Raw genomic sequence first — 15691 nt, forward strand, 5'->3', positions numbered from 1 at the left:
CCAATGGCACGCGCCAAAATGCTGCTGGTCGAGGACGATGCGGCGCTAGCCGAACTGCTGGTCTATCATTTCCGCCGCGAGGATTTCGACGTCAAGCAGACGGCGGACGGCGAAGAGGCGCTGTTGCTGGCGCAGGAGAATGCGCCCGACATCGTGCTGCTCGACTGGATGGTCGAGGGGCTGTCGGGTATCGAGGTCTGCCGCCGCCTGCGCCGGATGCCCGAGACCGCCAACGTGCCGATCATCATGCTGACCGCGCGCGGCGAGGAAGAGGACCGCGTGCGCGGGTTGGAAACCGGGGCCGACGATTATGTGACCAAGCCGTTTTCGCCGCGCGAACTCGTCGCGCGCGTCGGCGCGGTGCTGCGCCGTGTGCGTCCGGCGCTGGCGGGCGAGGCCCTGGTTTATGCCGATCTCGAAATGGATACCGTCGGGCACAAGGTGAAGCGCGGCGGCAAGATGGTGCCGCTGGGGCCGACCGAATTCCGCCTGCTCAAGCACTTCCTCGAACACCCCGCGCATGTCTTTTCACGCGAGCGGTTGCTCGACAGCGTCTGGGGTCATGACAGCGATATCGAGCCGCGCACCGTCGATGTCCACATCCGTCGGCTGCGGAAAGCGATCAACGAGGGCGGTTATGCGGACATCATCCGCACGGTGCGGTCGGCGGGTTATGCACTCGATGCCGAGGGGCGTCTTTAGACCAGTCGAACCGTCGGCGAGGCGAAACGAGGAAACTTTCTGCGTTGATGGCCATTGATCTCCACGACGGTGCACGCCCCCTGCGCCGCCCCGACGGAGATCGATAATGAAAATGATTGCCATCGCTGCCGCGCTGCTCGCGAGCAGCACCGCCTTTGCCCAGACCGCCCCGGGCACACCGCCTGCCGATGCGATGCAGACCACGCCGCCCGCGCCCCCGACCGATCCGGCCATGACGCCGCCCCCGCCTGCCCCGCCGGCTGACCCTGCCGCTGCCCCGATGCCGCATGCCGCACCCCCTGCTACGGAAATGGCGGCCCCGACTGCACCTGCGGCTCCCATGGCCGAACCGGCCCCCGCTCCCACGGCACAGGCGAGCTACCCACGCTGCTCGGCGACCGTGACCGACGAGTGCCGTCAGAATTCGGCGCGCGAGAGCGATCGCAAGGGCGGCCCGCGCAAGCGTCGCGGTTGACGTAAACGGAAACCCGGTGCATCGGCTGGGCTTGTTTTTGCCGATGCATCAGGGGTTCCGGTCATGACTATCTCATTCGAAAATCGCGTTGCCATCGTCACGGGTGCCGGTGGCGGCTTGGGCCGCGCCTATGCACTCGAACTGGCCAAGCGCGGCGCGAAAGTCGTGGTCAACGATCTGGGCGTTGCGCGCGATGGCACCGGCCATTCGGACGCCGCCTTGGCCGTGGTCGAAGAAATCCGCAGCCTCGGCGGCACCGCCATGTCGAACGGCGGCAGCGTCACCGAATATGAGCAGATGGTCGCAATGGTCGAACAGGCCAAGGCCGAATGGGGCCGCGTCGACATCCTGATCAACAACGCGGGTATCCTGCGCGACAAGAGTTTTGCCAAGATGGAGCCGGCCGATTTCGATCTGGTGGTGAAAGTCCATCTGAGCGGCAGCGCCAATGTGACCAAAGCAGTGTGGGACACGATGCGCGAACAGGCCTATGGCCGTATCCTGATGACCGCGTCGTCGACCGGCCTGTTCGGCAATTTCGGGCAAGCGAATTATGGCGCGGCCAAGCTGGGCCTCGCGGGGCTGACCAAGACGCTCTATTTGGAGGGCGCGAAGTACAACGTCCGCGTCAACACCATCGCGCCGGTCGCGGGCACGCGGATGACCGAAGACTTGTTTCCCGCCGAAGCCTTCAAGGCGTTCGCCCCCGAAAACGTCGTCCCTGCCGCGCTCTATCTGGTGAGCGAAGACGCCCCCTCGAACGCCATTATCGGCGCGGGCGCGGGCGTGGTGCAGGCGGCCTATGTGACGCTGACCCCCGGCGCGTTCCTGCCCGCCGACGACCGCACCCCAGAGGCGGTGGCACGCCTGTGGGACAAGATCACCGACCGGACAGGAGAGATCGTTCCCGCATCGGGGAACGAGCAGTCGATGCTGATCTTCAAGACGATGCAGGGGTAAGCAGGAACTCGTGGTCCTAAAATGGGGGAGGAATCCGGCGCTTTAGCGTCAACGCCGTCACTGTTCGACCGTCCCACTTCACCTCGGCCTCCCATAGGCCACCAGCGAACAGCACGCCACGGAGTGGATCGACATACGCGATTTCATCGATCGGAAACTCCCGGAATGCCGCAAGCGGACTGGCAAACCGTTGAGTCAATACCGCTGTTCTAACCTGTCCCGATGCAATCCGCGACTGCTGATAGCGATCCAATTGGTCGGCATACTCATCGGCAAACGCCAAATCCAGTGCCAGTCGTTTGCCTCTGCGTGCGCGAATCCAAAGCGCTGCAAGGTTTCGAACAAGCGTAAGCGCATTTGCGCGGTCACTCGTATCCACTGCAAACGATGGTTTCAACGGAGCATCACAGACACCCTGTAGCCGACTGTCTGGCACCCAACGAGCATAGGATTGGACGCGCGTGCCCTTTGGTGCAGCAGGTTGCGGCTCCATCGCAGTGGCTGGGTTGATAGTCGCAAAATCGATGACGTAGGAACGTGTCGCACAAAATTCGCGATCTTCCGATGGAACGGGCGCCTCGAACAGCTGGATCGAAGTTACCCATGGCAATGGCGCATCCATACCGTTTGGAGAAACAATCGCTTTGACGATCCTCACGCTGGCGCGAGGCAGAAAGCGGCGCGCCAAATCGTCGGGAGACGCGGCCCTCGCTTCTTCGAGCATGATCGACGTTTGAGCAGCAGTCGCTGACGGCACAGAAAGCGTTGCCGCCCAAAGCCATGCTACCGCAAAGGAGAAATTGCTCGCTGCGGAACCTGGAGTGGCCCTCATACTACTAACCCTCAACCAGCTTCATCAACCGCCGCTCGACCGGGGCCAATACCGGCCCCAACTCCTGCCCGCGCTTGAGCACATTCCCATGCTCGCCGATCAGCGCCCATTGGCCCTGGCGGTTGCGGAAAGCTGGGTGTTTCTCAACGCGATATTCGGGGCGTTCGGTCGCGCGGCGGTAGGCGGCAAACACAGCAGCGTCGCGGTCGAACTGGACGGCATAGTCGCGCCAGTGTCCGGCGGCGACCATGCGGCCATAGAGATCGAGAATGCGGGTCAGTTCGGCACGGTCGAAACCGACTTGCGGGGGCGCACGGTTGGGAAACGCGAGGACGCTCAAGCGGATTTACGCCCCTCTTCGCGTTCGTCGACATAGGCGGCGAGTTTCGCGCGCAGCGTTTCCACTTCGCATTTCAGGATTTCGAGCTGCTGCGTCGCCGGGTCGAAGCGTTCGCTGCACGGGGTACCATAGGGGACGAAGCCGCTGTTCGCCTCGACCAAAGTCGACCGCGCCGGAATGCCGACCATCGTCGCGCCGGGCACGACATCCTTCGTCACCACCGAGTTCGCGCCGATCCGCGCACCCGCGCCGACCGTGATCGGACCCAGCACTTGCGCGCCCGAACCGATAATAACGCCGTCCGAAATGGTTGGATGGCGCTTGCCGGGGATGCCATCGGCCGGGTTGGTACCGCCCAAGGTCACGCACTGGTAGATCGTCACATCGTCGCCGATCTCCGCCGTCTCGCCGATGACGGTAAACCCATGATCGATAAAGAAATTCCGCCCGATCTTCGCACCCGGGTGAATGTCGATCGCGGTGAAGAACCGCCCGACATGATTGACGAAGCGCGCCGCCCAGTAGAGCTCTCCGCCATAGAGCCAGTGCGCCAGCCGGTGGAACGCCAGCGCCCAGGCCCCTGGATAGAGCAGCACTTCCCATCGCGAGCGCGCCGCAGGGTCGCGCGCCTTGATCGAGTCGAGATAGGAAATCAGGCCGCTTGCCATAGGTGCCTCCCCGGCACTGTTGTGAGGACGCGATTTAGGCACGACGACGAGCGGTTTCAAACCCAAGCCGAAAGCTGGGCTTTTGCGGGAGCGAGTGCTTGTGTGCTTGCCGGGCGCGCGCAGCCCTGCAACACCGGCACCCATGACGTTCGACCTTGCGATGTTCGAAGCGCTGTTGCCGTTCATCGCGGTCGGCTTTGCCGCGCAGCTGATCGACGGTGCCCTAGGCATGGCGTTCGGCGTGATCTCGAACACGCTGCTGGTCAGCGTCCTCGGCGTGCCGCCCAAACAGGGATCGGCGGGCGTCCATCTCGTCGAGATGTTTACCACGGCGGCGAGCGGGATAAGCCATGTCGCGCACCGCAATGTCGACTGGTGGCTGTTCGTGCGGCTGGTGTTCCCGGGCATTATCGGCGGTGTACTCGGCGCCTATATCCTGGTCAGCCTCGACGCCTCGATCACGCGACCGTTCGTCATGGCCTATCTCTCGCTGATCGGCATTTACCTGCTCGCGCGCTCGTTCGGGGTGACGCCGCAACCGCGCCGCCCGCGCGTGATCGCGCCGCTCGGGCTGATCGGCGGGTTCCTCGATGCGGCGGGCGGCGGCGGCTGGGGACCGGTAGTAACGTCGAACCTGCTGCTGCAGGGCAGCGACCCGCGCAAGACCATCGGCACGGTCAATACCGCCGAGTTCTTCCTGACCACCAGCATCTCGATTGCCTTCATCGTGGGAATCGGATTCGAGGCGTTCACGACCGCGACGATCGGATTGCTGATCGGCGGCATTGCCGCTGCCCCGTTCGGTGCGCTGCTGGCAAAGCGTATTGCCCCGACGATGCTGTTGCGACTGGTCGGGATCGTGCTGACAGCGACGAGTGCGTTCAGCCTGTATCGCGCGCTCGCCTAGCTCCAGCGCGCCGCTGCCGCGTCGTCGCTCGTCCGCGCCTCGACCCAGACCTCGCGCCCGTCGGCGAAGCTTTCACGCTTCCAAAACGGGGCATCGGTCTTCAACCGGTCGATCAGGAACGCACATGCCTCCAGCGCGTCGCTGCGATGCGCGCTCGCGCAAGCGACGAGAACAATGGGGTCGCCCGGGACCAGCCGCCCGACCCGGTGGACAAGTGTGACGCCACCCAGCGACCAGCGCGACGCCGCTTCCCCGGCCAGCGCGCGCAATGCCGCTTCGGTCATTGCCGGATAATGTTCGAGGGTCAGCGCGGTCAGCCCGCCATCGCCGCGCACGATCCCGGTAAAGCTGGCCACCGCGCCCATGCCATCCTTCCCGAGCGCGGCGATTTCTGCGCCCGTATCGAACAGCTCGGCAGAGACGCGGACGGCGATCATCCGCCCGTTACCGGCGGGAAGAACGCGATTTCCTTTGCGCTCCGGATGTCGGTGTCGAACCGCGCCATGACTTGATCGACCGCCACGCGCAGACGGTCGCGGTCGGCGAAGACCGGGTGGCGGGTGGCGAGCCAGTCGGCGAGATCGGTGACCGTCGCCACACCGTCGGGCAGATCGATCCGCTCCTCGCCCGTCCCCAACGCTTCGCGCACCCTGGCGAAATAGAGCAACGTGACCAAGCCGCTCAGTCCATGTGCTTCAGGCCGGCACGCAGATAGTCCCAGCCGGTAATGACCGTCAGCACAGCGGCCGCCCACAGCGTCGTCAGGCCGACGGTATGCGGCAAGTTGGCGACATCGCTGCCCAGCGGCACGGTCCATTCGGGCAGCGCGCGCCCGAGAATCAGCGCGCCAAGGCTGATCATCTGCAGCGTCGTCTTCCACTTGGCGAGCCGCGACACGGGTATCGAAACACGCAACGGCCCGAGAAATTCGCGCAGGCCCGACACCGCAATTTCGCGGATCAAAATGATCAGCCCGGCGATGACATGCATGTCGCCGACATACGGCCCGCGCAGCACGCCCTGCGCCGCGAGCACAAGGATTACGGCAGCGATCATGATCTTGTCGGCGATGGGATCGAGGAACTGGCCCAACTTCGACACCGTCCCTTGCGCGCGGGCCAGATAGCCGTCGAAATAGTCGGTGATACCCATCAGGCAATAAACCGCGAACGCCAGCCCGTAGCCAAGCTGCCAGGTCGGCCACCACAGCAGCGCCACCAGCAACGGGACCGTAACGATCCGCGACAGGGTGAGAATGTTGGGCAGGCTTAGCACGGATCGACCCTCTAACCGCCATTGGACGCGCGCGCAAAGCCCGCTATGGCGCTCGCGAAACCGGCTAAGGATCGCCCCACCCCCATGCAGATGTCGCTCGCGCTGATGAACCGGCGCCGTTTCCTGCCCTTGTTCGTCACGCAGTTCCTCGGCGCGATGAACGACAATCTGTTCAAGACCGCGATGGTCCTGTTCGTGATCTACAACATCTACAACGATCCCAAGCAGGAAGAGATGTTCAGCGCGGTCGCCTCCGCCGTGTTCATTCTGCCCTTTTTCCTGCTGTCGGCCGTCGCCGGACAGCTGGCCGATGCCTATGACAAGGCGCGGCTGGTGCGGATCGTGAAAACCTGCGAGATCGGCATCATGGTGATCGGCGGTGCGGGACTGCTGATCGGCAACATCCCGCTGATGATGATCGCGCTGTTTTCGATGGGCGTGCATTCGACCTTTTTCGGGCCGATAAAATACGCAATTCTGCCCCAGCATCTTGCCACCGACGAGGTGCTTGGCGGCACCGGTCTGGTCGAGGCGGGCACTTATATTGCGATTTTGGCAGGCACGATCCTGGCCGGATTCATCAACCATCATGTTGCCGCCGCCGGCGTCATCATTATCGCCGTCATCGGCTGGTTCGCAGGCCGCGAGGTACCTTCAGCCCCACCCGTGGGCAGCGATCACCGGATCGATTGGAATATTTTCCGCGCGTCCTACCGTCTGATCTCGGCGACGATGCATGTCCGGCACCTGTTTCTGGCGATCGTCTCGATCAGCTTTTTCTGGATGATCGGGGCAGTGTTGTTCGTACAGTTTCCGCCATTGGTGAAGAACGTCCTTCAAGCCGACAAAAGCGTCGCCAGCCTGTTTCTCGCCATTTTTTCGATCGGCATCGCCATCGGGTCGGTCTGGATCAACCGACTGCTCAAGAACGAGGTTTCGGCGCGGTTTGCGCCGGTCTGCGTGCTGTTCATGGGTGCCTTCGTGCTCGGCTTTCACTTTATCGCGAAATTCTGGACGCGCGGGCCGGAAGGGTCGCTCTACAACATCGTCGAATTCGCGCATCTGCCCGGCGCGCCCGTGCTGCTCACCTGTTTGCTGGCGATTGCCGTGTCGGGCGGCATGTTCGTCGTGCCGCTTTATGCTTTCCTGACGACGACGGTGGCGAAGAGCGAGACGGCGCGCACCGTGGGCGCCAATAATTTCGTCAACGCGGGATGCATGGTCGTGGGATCGGTGCTGGCGGTCGCGCTCAGCGCCCTCGGCGTCTCGGCGACCGATCAGTTTATCATGACAGCGGCAATGTGCGTCGTGTCGGCATGGCTCGCCTGGATGCTGCACAAGGCGTGTCCGGCCGGGGATTGTTTCCCGACAAACTAGACGGCCGACCGGGTAAGGGGGTGCATCCACCCGGTCGACCGCCTCGACGACGGCGCTAGTGACGCCGTCCGCCGCCGAACCGGGGCCGGTGGAAACCCGCCGCGCGGGTCGTGCTGACATCGCGCGTGATTTGGCCGTTGGCGCGGGTCGCCGTAACGTTTTTATCGAACACCGTAGCGCCCGCGCTGTTGGTGACGGTCCGGTCGCGGGTGTAACCGCTGTCGGTCCGCATTCCCTGTCCGGCCAGCGTGTAGGTTTCCCCACCGCGCCCGGTCGCTGTGCCGCTGGCGGTATAACCGGTGTCGGTGCGGGTACGTTCGTAATCGAAGCTGCGCGTCTTGCCGTTGAAGCCGGTGGCGCTGCCGCTCGCCGTCACACCGGTATCAGCACGTGTCCGGTCGTAGCTGCGCGTCGCGATAGCGCCATCGCTGGCGCGGATCGCGGTCATATCGCGGCTGTAGGTGCCCGCCGCCTTGTCGCGGACGGTCACCCGGGTCGCATCGACCTTCGGCCCGTCATAGGTGGTCGTGCGGGTGACCGGCTCGGCCAGGGCTGCGCCGGACGCCGCCAGCGCGACAATCGAAACGAGGATAAGTGTTTTCATCGAACTTGCTCCTGAACCTGTCCCCGACCATCGGGGTGTAAGTGTGGGAGGATCGGCCGATCGCTCGAAGGGGAGAACGCGGAAGGCGGAGAAACCCTTCGGGAGAACCATTCGGGGGGCAGACTTGCTATTGCTGGCCCAGTCGTTGCGCACGGCGTTGCTGCGCGCGCTCGCGAAGTCGAGCGCGCTGTTCGGGCGACAGCGCCTGGAGCCGCTCGCGGCGGGCAGCGCGCGCTTCGGGCGTCATGTGCTGCAGGCGTTGGCCGAAGGGTGCCGCGTCGCCTTGGGCAACCGGTAGCGGTAGCGGCATCGATACGGTCGGCGGAGCGGCCGCAGCCGGCGTATCCGCTGCCTGCCGATCGGCCAGTTTTGCCTCGCGCGCCTGGATACGCCGGTCGATCATCTTTTCCGCCACCAGCCGGTCGCGCCGCGCGGCCCGGGCAAGCGCCGCGCGGTCGGCCAGGTCGAGCGGGCGGGTACCGGGGATCGACGGGTCGATACCCGGCCCCATCAGCGCCTGACGTCGTTCGGCGGCACGTCGTTGAAGTTGCTGGCGAACACGCTCACGGATCAGGGCCGCCGCGACAGGGTGCTCGGCGGCGAAGACCTCACGCCGCTCGCGCCGTTCTTCGCGCAACGCCATGCGCTCGCCCGGCAGCAGCGGGCGCGGGAGCAAGCCCACCGGAGTCGGATCGGCGAGCGGCACCACGGGCGGCAGTGGTGCAATCGCGCTCCGCACGTCTGCGGGTTTCGGCGCGACGTGCACGGGCTTCGCGACCGGCCTCGGCTTGGGTGCCAGCATTGCGGTCAGTACCGGCACCTCGATCCCGACGCTGCCGAGCAGGCCCGAAGCAACCGCCCCCGCGCTCAACAGCGCGACCGCGCAGGTGCCCAGCACGACCTGCCGCCCGCGCCGCCACATGCCGCGCCGGTCACGGCGCGGCACGGCGAACGGCGCGGCGGTCGGCGTCGCGGCGGCAGCAATGATCCGGTCCGCAAGTCCTGCCGACAACGGCGGGACGTCGAAGCGGTCGAGTTCTTTGGCGAGTGCCGCGTTAAGGGCGTCGGTCATTGCGCCGCCTCCTTGATCGGGGTCAGCGCTGCGCGCAGCGCGGTACGCGCACGGAGCAGCAGCGACTCGAACGCCTTGATGTTCATGTCCATCGTCTCTGCCGCCACCTGGTTCGATACCTCTTCATAATAGGTCAGCACGATTGCCGCGCGCTGCCGGTCGGGCAGCGCGGCAATCGCGGCGACCGTCACTGCGCGCAGCCGTGCCGCGTCCATTTCGTCGGGTGCGAGCGGCGCCTCGTCGACGCGGTCGGGCACCTCGGCGTCGCTGGCAAAGCGCCGCCGCCGCAGCCGGTCGAGGCACTGGTTGACGACCACACGCTTGAGCCACGCGCCCGTCCCCGCGCCGCCCGCCTGCCATTTGGCAGCGTCGCGCCACAGCCGCAGCAACGCCTCCTGCGCCAGATCCTCGGCCTCGGTCGCGTCGCCGATCATGCGATAGGCGATGCGGTGAAGCGGGCGGACATGGCGGTCGACGAGGATACGGAATGCCGTCGCATCGCGCGCGTGCACCCGCGCCATCAGCGCATCGTCGCTGACCATATCGTCACGCCGCAGTGCCGGTTGCGCCTGTGTCACGTCCCTCCGCCGGATGCCATGGTCGTCCCTGTTGGACGATATTACGCACCGGGAGGCAATTCCCTTCGCGTCAGGCGAGGAAGGTCGAAAACGCCATGAATGCAGCGATGAACGTCAGCGCGAAAAGCGCGCGATCCGACAGCGGCTCCCGCGTGCCGCTCACCTCGATGACGGGAGGCGGCAGGATCTGCCGGAAGGGGTGGCGGGCCGACTCGTTGGTCAGGACTAGGCGACGTGTCATAGGCGCAAACGTAAACGCGCCGTTGACCATCGTGACCAGCCATATTCGTGGTTAAACTGCAACTGTCCGGTAACGGCACGTTTTAGCAATCGATAACGGCAAACGCTTAATGGCCTTCGATCTTGCGCCGGATCGCACGCAGCGACAACCAGACCAGCACGGCAATTACGGGTGCGGCAATCCCAAGCGCCAGCGTCGCATCGAAGCCATGCTGGACATGTTCCAGCGCTTTGATCGGATAGGACAACAGCATCAGCGAATAATAGCTGATGGCCGCCACCGACAGCCCTTCGACCGTGCGTTGCAGGCGCAGCGAAGCGTCGGCGCGGGCGTTCATCGAACTGAGCAGTTCGGCACTCGTCGCCTCGTCCGCCACCTTGATCCGCGTGTCGAGCATCGCCCCTGCCCGCGCGATACGCGCAATCACCGCGCGTTCGCGTTCCGCCACCGAATTGCAGGTCCGCATTGCGGGCGCGAGGCGGCGCTCCATGAATTCGGCGATGGTCTGGACGCCCGCGATCTTTTCTTCGCGCAACGACGCAACGCGGTCGCGGACAAGGTCATGATAGGCGTTGGCACCGCCGAAGCGGAAGGTGGTGCGCGCGCTCAAGCCTTCCGCCTCGCCCGACAGCGTTATCAGCCGCGAGAGCAAAGTGCGGTCGGCCTCCACCCCCTCTTCCGCCGCCAGCCGCGAGGCGAGCTCGCCCGCTTCAGCCTCGATCGCGCGCAACTTCACCGTCGCCTCGCCCGCCAGCGGAAAGGCGAGGAGCGCCATTAACCGATAGGTCTCGATTTCGAGAAGAATCAGCGCCAGCCGTCCCGCCAATGCTGCATCGTTAGAGCGCAGCATAACTCGGAACCGCGTCATGCCGCTGTCGTCGGCGCGAAAGTCGGTGAAGACGCGAGCGGCTCTCTCAAGCACTTCCGCACCGATGATCACGCCATCGGAAGCCAGCGGCGGCGACCGGTCGCCGGTATCGTCGCGCCGCAGCTCGAGCATTGTCGCAACAAGTACATCCTCCGGAAATTGCAGGAGCCAGTCCGAAGGAAGGCGTTCGAGCGGACCGCGCGGATCGGCGGCTGTCGGTGGCGGGCAAAAGAACGTCCAGCTCGAAAATTCGGTATGGCGCTCCCAGCGCAGCGACCAGCCCGGCCCCTCAAGCGCCCACCAACGGGCACGGCGATCAGGTACTTGCGCGTCGAAACGGGCACACAGATCGGCCATATGGGCGCGATCGCTATCGGCAGCTTCCTGTCCGGACACATTGGCGAGGCGGATCGCGACGACCGGCGCATCGAGCGGAGTAGAGGGCCGCGCATGCGCCTCCGCCAACAGGCGATCCCGGTCGGCGTGCCAGTCGAAACCCGTGCTCTGCTGCATCGCTGCCGTCCCCTCTTCCGACCACGCTAGACGATGGCATTTTGGACACAAGCTATTGTGATTGCGCGGGCATCCTTTTCATGCAATTTCCGCCGCCTGACTATGGCGTCAGCAAGAATTTGCGGATGGAGAAGCACATGGCGAGTGTGAAGGCATATCTGGGCGTTTCGCTGGGTATCGTTGCGTTACTGGCTTTGCCGGCCTGTTCCAAAAAGGCCGAAGACGATGCGGCACCCGCTGCGGCAACGGCAGAAACCAATGCTGCGGCACCGGCTGCGGCGGTCGCGCCTGCCGCGGACAACACCGATACGCTCGACGGCAGCAAATTCGCGAGCTTTACTGGCGACGCGGCCGCCGGCGAAAAGGTTTTCCTCAACTGCAAGACCTGCCATTCATCGGAAGCCGGCAAGAACATGGTCGGCCCCTCGCTGCACTCGATCCAGGGTCGTCATTCGGGCGAGATCCCGGGCTTCAGCTATTCCGCCGCCAACAAGGCGAGCGGCATCGTGTGGAGCGACGAGAAACTGTTCCAGTATCTCGAAAATCCGCAGCGCGTGATTCCCGGCACCAAGATGACCTATACCGGCGTAAAGGATCCGCAGCAGCGAGCGAACCTGATCGCGTACCTCAATACGCTGAAGTAACTACGCCTGTCGGCGGTGTCGCATGTCGGCCAGATGGACCGGCAGCGACACCGTCAGCGGCAAGGCAATCCAGTACCACGGTGCCCCCGTAAGCGCGGCGCGCAGCGCGATCAGCATCAGCGCGCCGGGGGCCAGCGTCAGGAAGACAGTGAGCGGCGACCATCGTCGTACGACCAGCCAGATGCCCTCGATCAACATGAACCCCAGCACGACATCGACAGCGTGACCGCTGGCGAAGAACCAGCTCATTCGGCGGGAACTATCGGCGGTCCGTCGACCTTGCCGATGCCCAGCAAATGCCCGAGATCCTTGAAGAAGATGCGGACGTGCGCCATCGGGTCGGCGCGGACCAGCGCCTTGTTCATATACGCATCCCACGTCAGCCGCTGGACATCGGGATCGGCGCACATTTTGACGAAGCGCTCGCGGCGCTTGTCCGACGAATACCAGAAATATTGCATGATACCGAGGATCAGAAACACCCGGCCATGCTGGCGCATGAAACGTTTCCGCGCCTGTTTGAGCGCCGAAGCCTTGCCGGTGGCGAGGCAGAGCTCGACCGCGTCAGCCGCTTCGCGCCCCGCCGCCATCGCGTAGTAAATCCCCTCGCCCGAGGCAGGTGCGACAACGCCAGCCGCATCGCCCGCGACCACAACGTCGCGCCCGTTGTCCCAGCGTTTCAGCGGCTTGAGCGGAATCGGCGCGCCTTCCTTGCGGATCGTTTTCAGCGCGTCGAGACCGGTCTGCCGCCGCAGTTCCGCCGTCGCCTCGCGCAGCGGAAACCCCTTATTGGCGCTGCCCAAACCGATGCTGGCGGTATGCCCGTGCGGAAACACCCAGGCGTAAAAGTCGGGCGAATGCCGGCCCTGATACAGCACGTCGCAGCGGTTGGGGTCGTACCCGGGCACGCCGCCCTCAGGTACCTCGACAATTTCGTGATAGGCGAACACGCAGGGGATGCGGTCGGCCCCTTTCAGTTCCTGCCGCGCGACGCCCGAGCGTGCGCCGTCCGCACCGATCACCGTCTTTGCGCGCGCGCTAAGTTCCGCGCCGCCGCGCTCGCCGCGCCACACCACGCGCGCCGCACCGTCGGGATCGCGGTCGATGCGCTCGAACGTTCCGGTTTCGCGTTCGGCACCCGCGAGCGCCGCCCGCGCGCGTAGCCATTCGTCGAACACTTCGCGGTCGACCATGCCAACCGCGCCGTTGCCGACGGGCATATCGACACAGTTTCCCGACGGCGCGATCATCCGCGCGGTCGTTGCCTGGGCGACCATCAGGCTGTCCGGAATCTCGAAATCGCGGTTGAGGCGCGGCGGGATCGCGCCACCGCATGGCTTGATGCGTCCCGCGCGGTCGATCAGCAGCACCCGCCGCCCCAGCCGCGCCAGATCGGTCGCCGCTGTCGCACCCGACGGCCCGCCGCCGACGACAATCGTATCGTAATCGTAACTCATGCCAGTACCTCCCGCGCCCGCGCCGGGGCAGACGATACCGCCCCCGCCGCAAGCCAGGCCGCAACGAGGAACAGCCCCGCCTCGACCGCGAATACATTGGAAAAGGCGAGGCCATCGGCCCCGGTCATCGCGCGCATGGCATCGACACCGACCGCGCCGATCAGCCCGCCGAGGCCGAAGGCAATCGCCTGCGCCGCCCCCCATACGCCCATACGGATGCCTTCCTTTTGCCCACCGCCCTGCCCGGCCAGCGCCATCATCGCGCCGATAGCCGAAACCGCGAACACGCCATTGCAGAAGCCGAGCAGCGCGACATTGGCAGCTAGCGGCCAGTGTGGCGCGAGTTGAGCGCCCGCTGCCAGCGCCGCCACAGCGACCGCCGAGCCGAGGCATCCCCCGACCGTCCAGCCGCGAAGGCCGCGCGCGGTCCCGCCGCCGAAGGTCCGCGCACCGAAACCGACGAGGATCATGCCCGCCAGCACGCCTTGATGCTGGATACCCGACAGGCCGGTCGATTGCCCCGGCGTGTACGCGAACATCAGGCCCGCAAAGGGTTCGAGGATCATGTCCTGCATCGAATAGGCGAGCATCGACATGAAGACGAAAACCGTAAAGTTACGCGCTTCGGGGTCGGCCCAGATTTCGCGGAGCGCCGTGCCGAAACCGGTTTCGGGGCTTGCGCGCGGCTCGGCGACCGGTACGCCCTCGATACCCCACACCCCGAGCAGGGCCAGCGCAAAAGCGACCAGCGCCACCCCGCCGACCACCGCAAACAGCCGCTGCACCGAAAAGGGTTCGAGCAACTTGCCCGCGACACCTGCCGCCACGATGATCCCGACGATCATCATGATCCACGTCAGCGACGCCGCGCCCGCGCGGCGTTCGGGTGCCGTCCGCGTCGCCAGCAGCGCCAACAGCGATGTCCCCGCCGCGCCGACACCCGCGCCGATCAGGGTGAAGGCGAGGATGGCAAGCGCCAGCATCTGCCAAACCGTGGCCGTGACCGCGAGCATCGACCCGCCCGCCAGTACCGCCATCCCGCCGATAATCCACGGGGTCCGCCGCCGCCCCTTGTCGGAACCGTACCCCCAGGCCGGGCGCGACAATTGCACCGCATAGTGCCACGCCACCAGCCCTGCCGGGATGGCCGCCGCCATCGCGTATTCGACGACCATCACCCGGTTGAGCAGCGACGTCGACAGCATGACCATCGCGCCGATCGCGCTCTGGACAAGTCCGAGGCGCGCAATCTGCGGCCAAGACAGTGGCGTCATATCACGCCCCCGAGGCCGAGGGCGGCGGCGAGCATGCCGAGGACGTAACAGCTCGTGCCGGTGGCGTTATACCAAGGGGCAAGCGCCTTGGGGTCGCTCAGCATCCGCGCCATCAGGGCGAACTGGACAAGCAACAGCGCACCGACGACTCCCGCCGACAGGACCAGCGCCCATTGCATGAGCAACGCGACGACCGCCGCCTGCGGCACCGCCATGACCAGACACGCCAGCCGCGCCGCATTCGTCACGCCGAGGCGTACGGGCAGCGAGCGCACGCCTGTCGCGCGGTCGCCCTCGACCGCCTTGAAATCGTTCAATGTCATGATCCCGTGCGCGCCAAGGCTGTAGAGCAGCAACACAATGAGTATCTGTGCCGAGGGCAATGCGCCGAGCATTACCGCCGCGCCAGTAAACCACGTCAGACCTTCATAGGTAATCGCGACGACCGCCGGTCCGGCCCAGCCATCGGCCTTCAGCCGCAGCGGGGGCGCACTATATGCCCAGGCGCAAGCCAGCCCGAGCAAGGTCGCGGCAAACACCCAGGTTCCGGCAGGCCAGGCGACAACCGCCCCCAGCGCCGTGCCGATAATCGCGATCCGCAGGCCCCAGTTGCCCGCAATCCGCCCCGACGGGATCGGACGGTCGGGCTCGTTGATCGCATCGACATGGCGGTCGAACCAGTCGTTCACAGCTTGGCTCGTGCCGCACACCAGCGGGCCGGTAAGGACGACGCCGATGAGGAGAAAAGGCAGCCGCTCGGCCACCGGCACGCCCGACGACACCACCCCGCACAGGAACGCCCACATCGGCGGAAACCAAGTGATCGGCTTCAGCAGCGCAAGCACATCGCGCACGGCGGGAACCGGCACCGGAGCGGGCGGGGACAGCGAGCTGGCCATGGGTG

Annotated in this window: 21 protein-coding genes; 6 read left to right on the forward strand and 15 right to left on the reverse strand. The window is 65.4% G+C overall.

What is annotated here, in order from left to right; translation table 11 throughout:
* The first annotated feature begins 3 nt into the window (after positions 1-3).
* The 3 genes from phoB (at position 4) to M0209_RS08130 (ending at position 2137) form a co-directional block, all read left to right on the forward strand.
* Entirely contained in the window at positions 4-702 is a 699-nt protein-coding gene (gene phoB / locus M0209_RS08120; protein WP_258887781.1) for a phosphate regulon transcriptional regulator PhoB, read from the forward strand.
* A gap of 106 nt (positions 703-808) precedes the next feature.
* Positions 809-1177, forward strand: a complete 369-nt coding sequence (locus M0209_RS08125) for a hypothetical protein (protein WP_258887782.1) — start codon at positions 809-811, stop codon at positions 1175-1177.
* Positions 1178-1240: 63 nt separating this feature from the next.
* Positions 1241-2137, forward strand: coding sequence for an SDR family NAD(P)-dependent oxidoreductase (locus M0209_RS08130; protein ID WP_258887783.1), 897 nt, complete (start codon positions 1241-1243; stop codon positions 2135-2137).
* A 16-nt stretch (positions 2138-2153) separates the two neighbouring features.
* Here the strand turns inward: M0209_RS08130 and M0209_RS08135 are convergent, their stop codons facing one another.
* The 3 genes from M0209_RS08135 to epsC form a co-directional block, all read right to left on the reverse strand.
* Positions 2154-2861, reverse strand: a complete 708-nt coding sequence (locus M0209_RS08135; RefSeq protein WP_258887784.1) for a hypothetical protein — start codon at positions 2859-2861, stop codon at positions 2154-2156.
* A gap of 112 nt (positions 2862-2973) precedes the next feature.
* Positions 2974-3309: a DUF2794 domain-containing protein gene (locus M0209_RS08140; RefSeq protein ID WP_258887785.1), complete on the reverse strand. Its 336-nt coding sequence runs from the start codon at positions 3307-3309 to the stop codon at positions 2974-2976.
* Entirely contained in the window at positions 3306-3977 is a 672-nt protein-coding gene (gene epsC, locus M0209_RS08145) for a serine O-acetyltransferase EpsC (RefSeq protein WP_258887786.1), read from the reverse strand. The genes M0209_RS08140 and epsC overlap by 4 nt, the downstream gene beginning before the upstream one ends.
* A gap of 142 nt (positions 3978-4119) precedes the next feature.
* Here epsC and M0209_RS08150 point away from each other — a divergent pair, with 142 nt between their 5' ends.
* Positions 4120-4884: a sulfite exporter TauE/SafE family protein gene (locus M0209_RS08150; RefSeq protein ID WP_258887787.1), complete on the forward strand. Its 765-nt coding sequence runs from the start codon at positions 4120-4122 to the stop codon at positions 4882-4884.
* Here the strand turns inward: M0209_RS08150 and M0209_RS08155 are convergent.
* From M0209_RS08155 to pgsA, 3 genes are read right to left on the reverse strand one after another with little or no spacing between them, the layout of a single operon-like run.
* Positions 4881-5321, reverse strand: coding sequence for a molybdenum cofactor biosynthesis protein MoaE (locus M0209_RS08155; protein WP_258887788.1), 441 nt, complete (start codon positions 5319-5321; stop codon positions 4881-4883). The two genes, M0209_RS08150 and M0209_RS08155, sit on opposite strands and share 4 nt — an antisense overlap.
* Positions 5318-5560 carry a molybdopterin converting factor subunit 1 gene (gene moaD, locus M0209_RS08160; RefSeq protein WP_258887789.1) on the reverse strand — a complete coding sequence of 81 codons (243 nt, stop codon included), beginning with the start codon at positions 5558-5560 and terminating at the stop codon, positions 5318-5320. The genes M0209_RS08155 and moaD overlap by 4 nt, the downstream gene beginning before the upstream one ends.
* A gap of 5 nt (positions 5561-5565) precedes the next feature.
* Positions 5566-6159: a CDP-diacylglycerol--glycerol-3-phosphate 3-phosphatidyltransferase gene (pgsA, locus tag M0209_RS08165; RefSeq protein WP_258887790.1), complete on the reverse strand. Its 594-nt coding sequence runs from the start codon at positions 6157-6159 to the stop codon at positions 5566-5568.
* Positions 6160-6243: 84 nt separating this feature from the next.
* Between pgsA and M0209_RS08170 the strand changes: the two genes are divergently transcribed.
* Positions 6244-7536 carry an MFS transporter gene (locus tag M0209_RS08170; RefSeq protein WP_258887791.1) on the forward strand — a complete coding sequence of 431 codons (1293 nt, stop codon included), beginning with the start codon at positions 6244-6246 and terminating at the stop codon, positions 7534-7536.
* Between the two features lie 55 nt (positions 7537-7591).
* On the opposite strand, the gene M0209_RS08175 is transcribed toward M0209_RS08170, so the two are convergent.
* The 5 genes from M0209_RS08175 to M0209_RS08195 all read right to left on the reverse strand — a co-directional run bounded on the left by M0209_RS08175 (position 7592) and on the right by M0209_RS08195 (position 11412).
* Positions 7592-8140, reverse strand: a complete 549-nt coding sequence (locus tag M0209_RS08175) for a nucleoside 2-deoxyribosyltransferase (protein WP_258887792.1) — start codon at positions 8138-8140, stop codon at positions 7592-7594.
* 127 nt (positions 8141-8267) lie between these two features.
* On the reverse strand, positions 8268-9212 hold the full coding sequence (locus M0209_RS08180; RefSeq protein WP_258887793.1) for a DUF3106 domain-containing protein: 945 nt from the start codon (positions 9210-9212) through the stop codon (positions 8268-8270).
* Positions 9209-9790 carry a sigma-70 family RNA polymerase sigma factor gene (locus M0209_RS08185; protein WP_258887794.1) on the reverse strand — a complete coding sequence of 194 codons (582 nt, stop codon included), beginning with the start codon at positions 9788-9790 and terminating at the stop codon, positions 9209-9211. Before M0209_RS08185 ends, M0209_RS08180 begins: the two co-directional genes overlap by 4 nt.
* Positions 9791-9860: 70 nt before the next feature.
* Complete coding sequence (locus tag M0209_RS08190; RefSeq protein WP_258887795.1) at positions 9861-10031, reverse strand: hypothetical protein; 171 nt, start codon at positions 10029-10031, stop codon at positions 9861-9863.
* 106 nt (positions 10032-10137) lie between these two features.
* On the reverse strand, positions 10138-11412 hold the full coding sequence (locus tag M0209_RS08195) for a DUF3422 family protein (protein ID WP_258887796.1): 1275 nt from the start codon (positions 11410-11412) through the stop codon (positions 10138-10140).
* Between the two features lie 80 nt (positions 11413-11492).
* Between M0209_RS08195 and M0209_RS08200 the strand changes: the two genes are divergently transcribed.
* A complete protein-coding gene (locus M0209_RS08200; protein ID WP_309547054.1) occupies positions 11493-12056 on the forward strand; it encodes a cytochrome c family protein in 564 nt (187 codons plus the stop codon).
* On the opposite strand, the gene M0209_RS08205 is transcribed toward M0209_RS08200, so the two are convergent.
* The 4 genes from M0209_RS08205 to chlG are packed head-to-tail and all read right to left on the reverse strand — an operon-like array spanning position 12057 to position 15686.
* Positions 12057-12305 carry a hypothetical protein gene (locus tag M0209_RS08205; protein ID WP_258887797.1) on the reverse strand — a complete coding sequence of 83 codons (249 nt, stop codon included), beginning with the start codon at positions 12303-12305 and terminating at the stop codon, positions 12057-12059. It abuts the gene before it with no gap.
* On the reverse strand, positions 12302-13513 hold the full coding sequence (locus M0209_RS08210; protein WP_258887798.1) for a geranylgeranyl diphosphate reductase: 1212 nt from the start codon (positions 13511-13513) through the stop codon (positions 12302-12304). The genes M0209_RS08205 and M0209_RS08210 overlap by 4 nt, the downstream gene beginning before the upstream one ends.
* Positions 13510-14787 (reverse strand): BCD family MFS transporter, encoded by a 1278-nt coding sequence (locus M0209_RS08215; RefSeq protein WP_258887799.1) that lies wholly within the window; start codon positions 14785-14787, stop codon positions 13510-13512. Before M0209_RS08215 ends, M0209_RS08210 begins: the two co-directional genes overlap by 4 nt.
* Positions 14784-15686 carry a chlorophyll synthase ChlG gene (gene chlG, locus M0209_RS08220; RefSeq protein WP_258887800.1) on the reverse strand — a complete coding sequence of 301 codons (903 nt, stop codon included), beginning with the start codon at positions 15684-15686 and terminating at the stop codon, positions 14784-14786. The genes M0209_RS08215 and chlG overlap by 4 nt, the downstream gene beginning before the upstream one ends.
* Between the last annotated feature and the right edge of the window lie 5 nt (positions 15687-15691).

The organism is Sphingomonas sp. SUN039, from assembly GCF_024758725.1.
Classification (GTDB): domain Bacteria; phylum Pseudomonadota; class Alphaproteobacteria; order Sphingomonadales; family Sphingomonadaceae; genus Sphingomonas_O.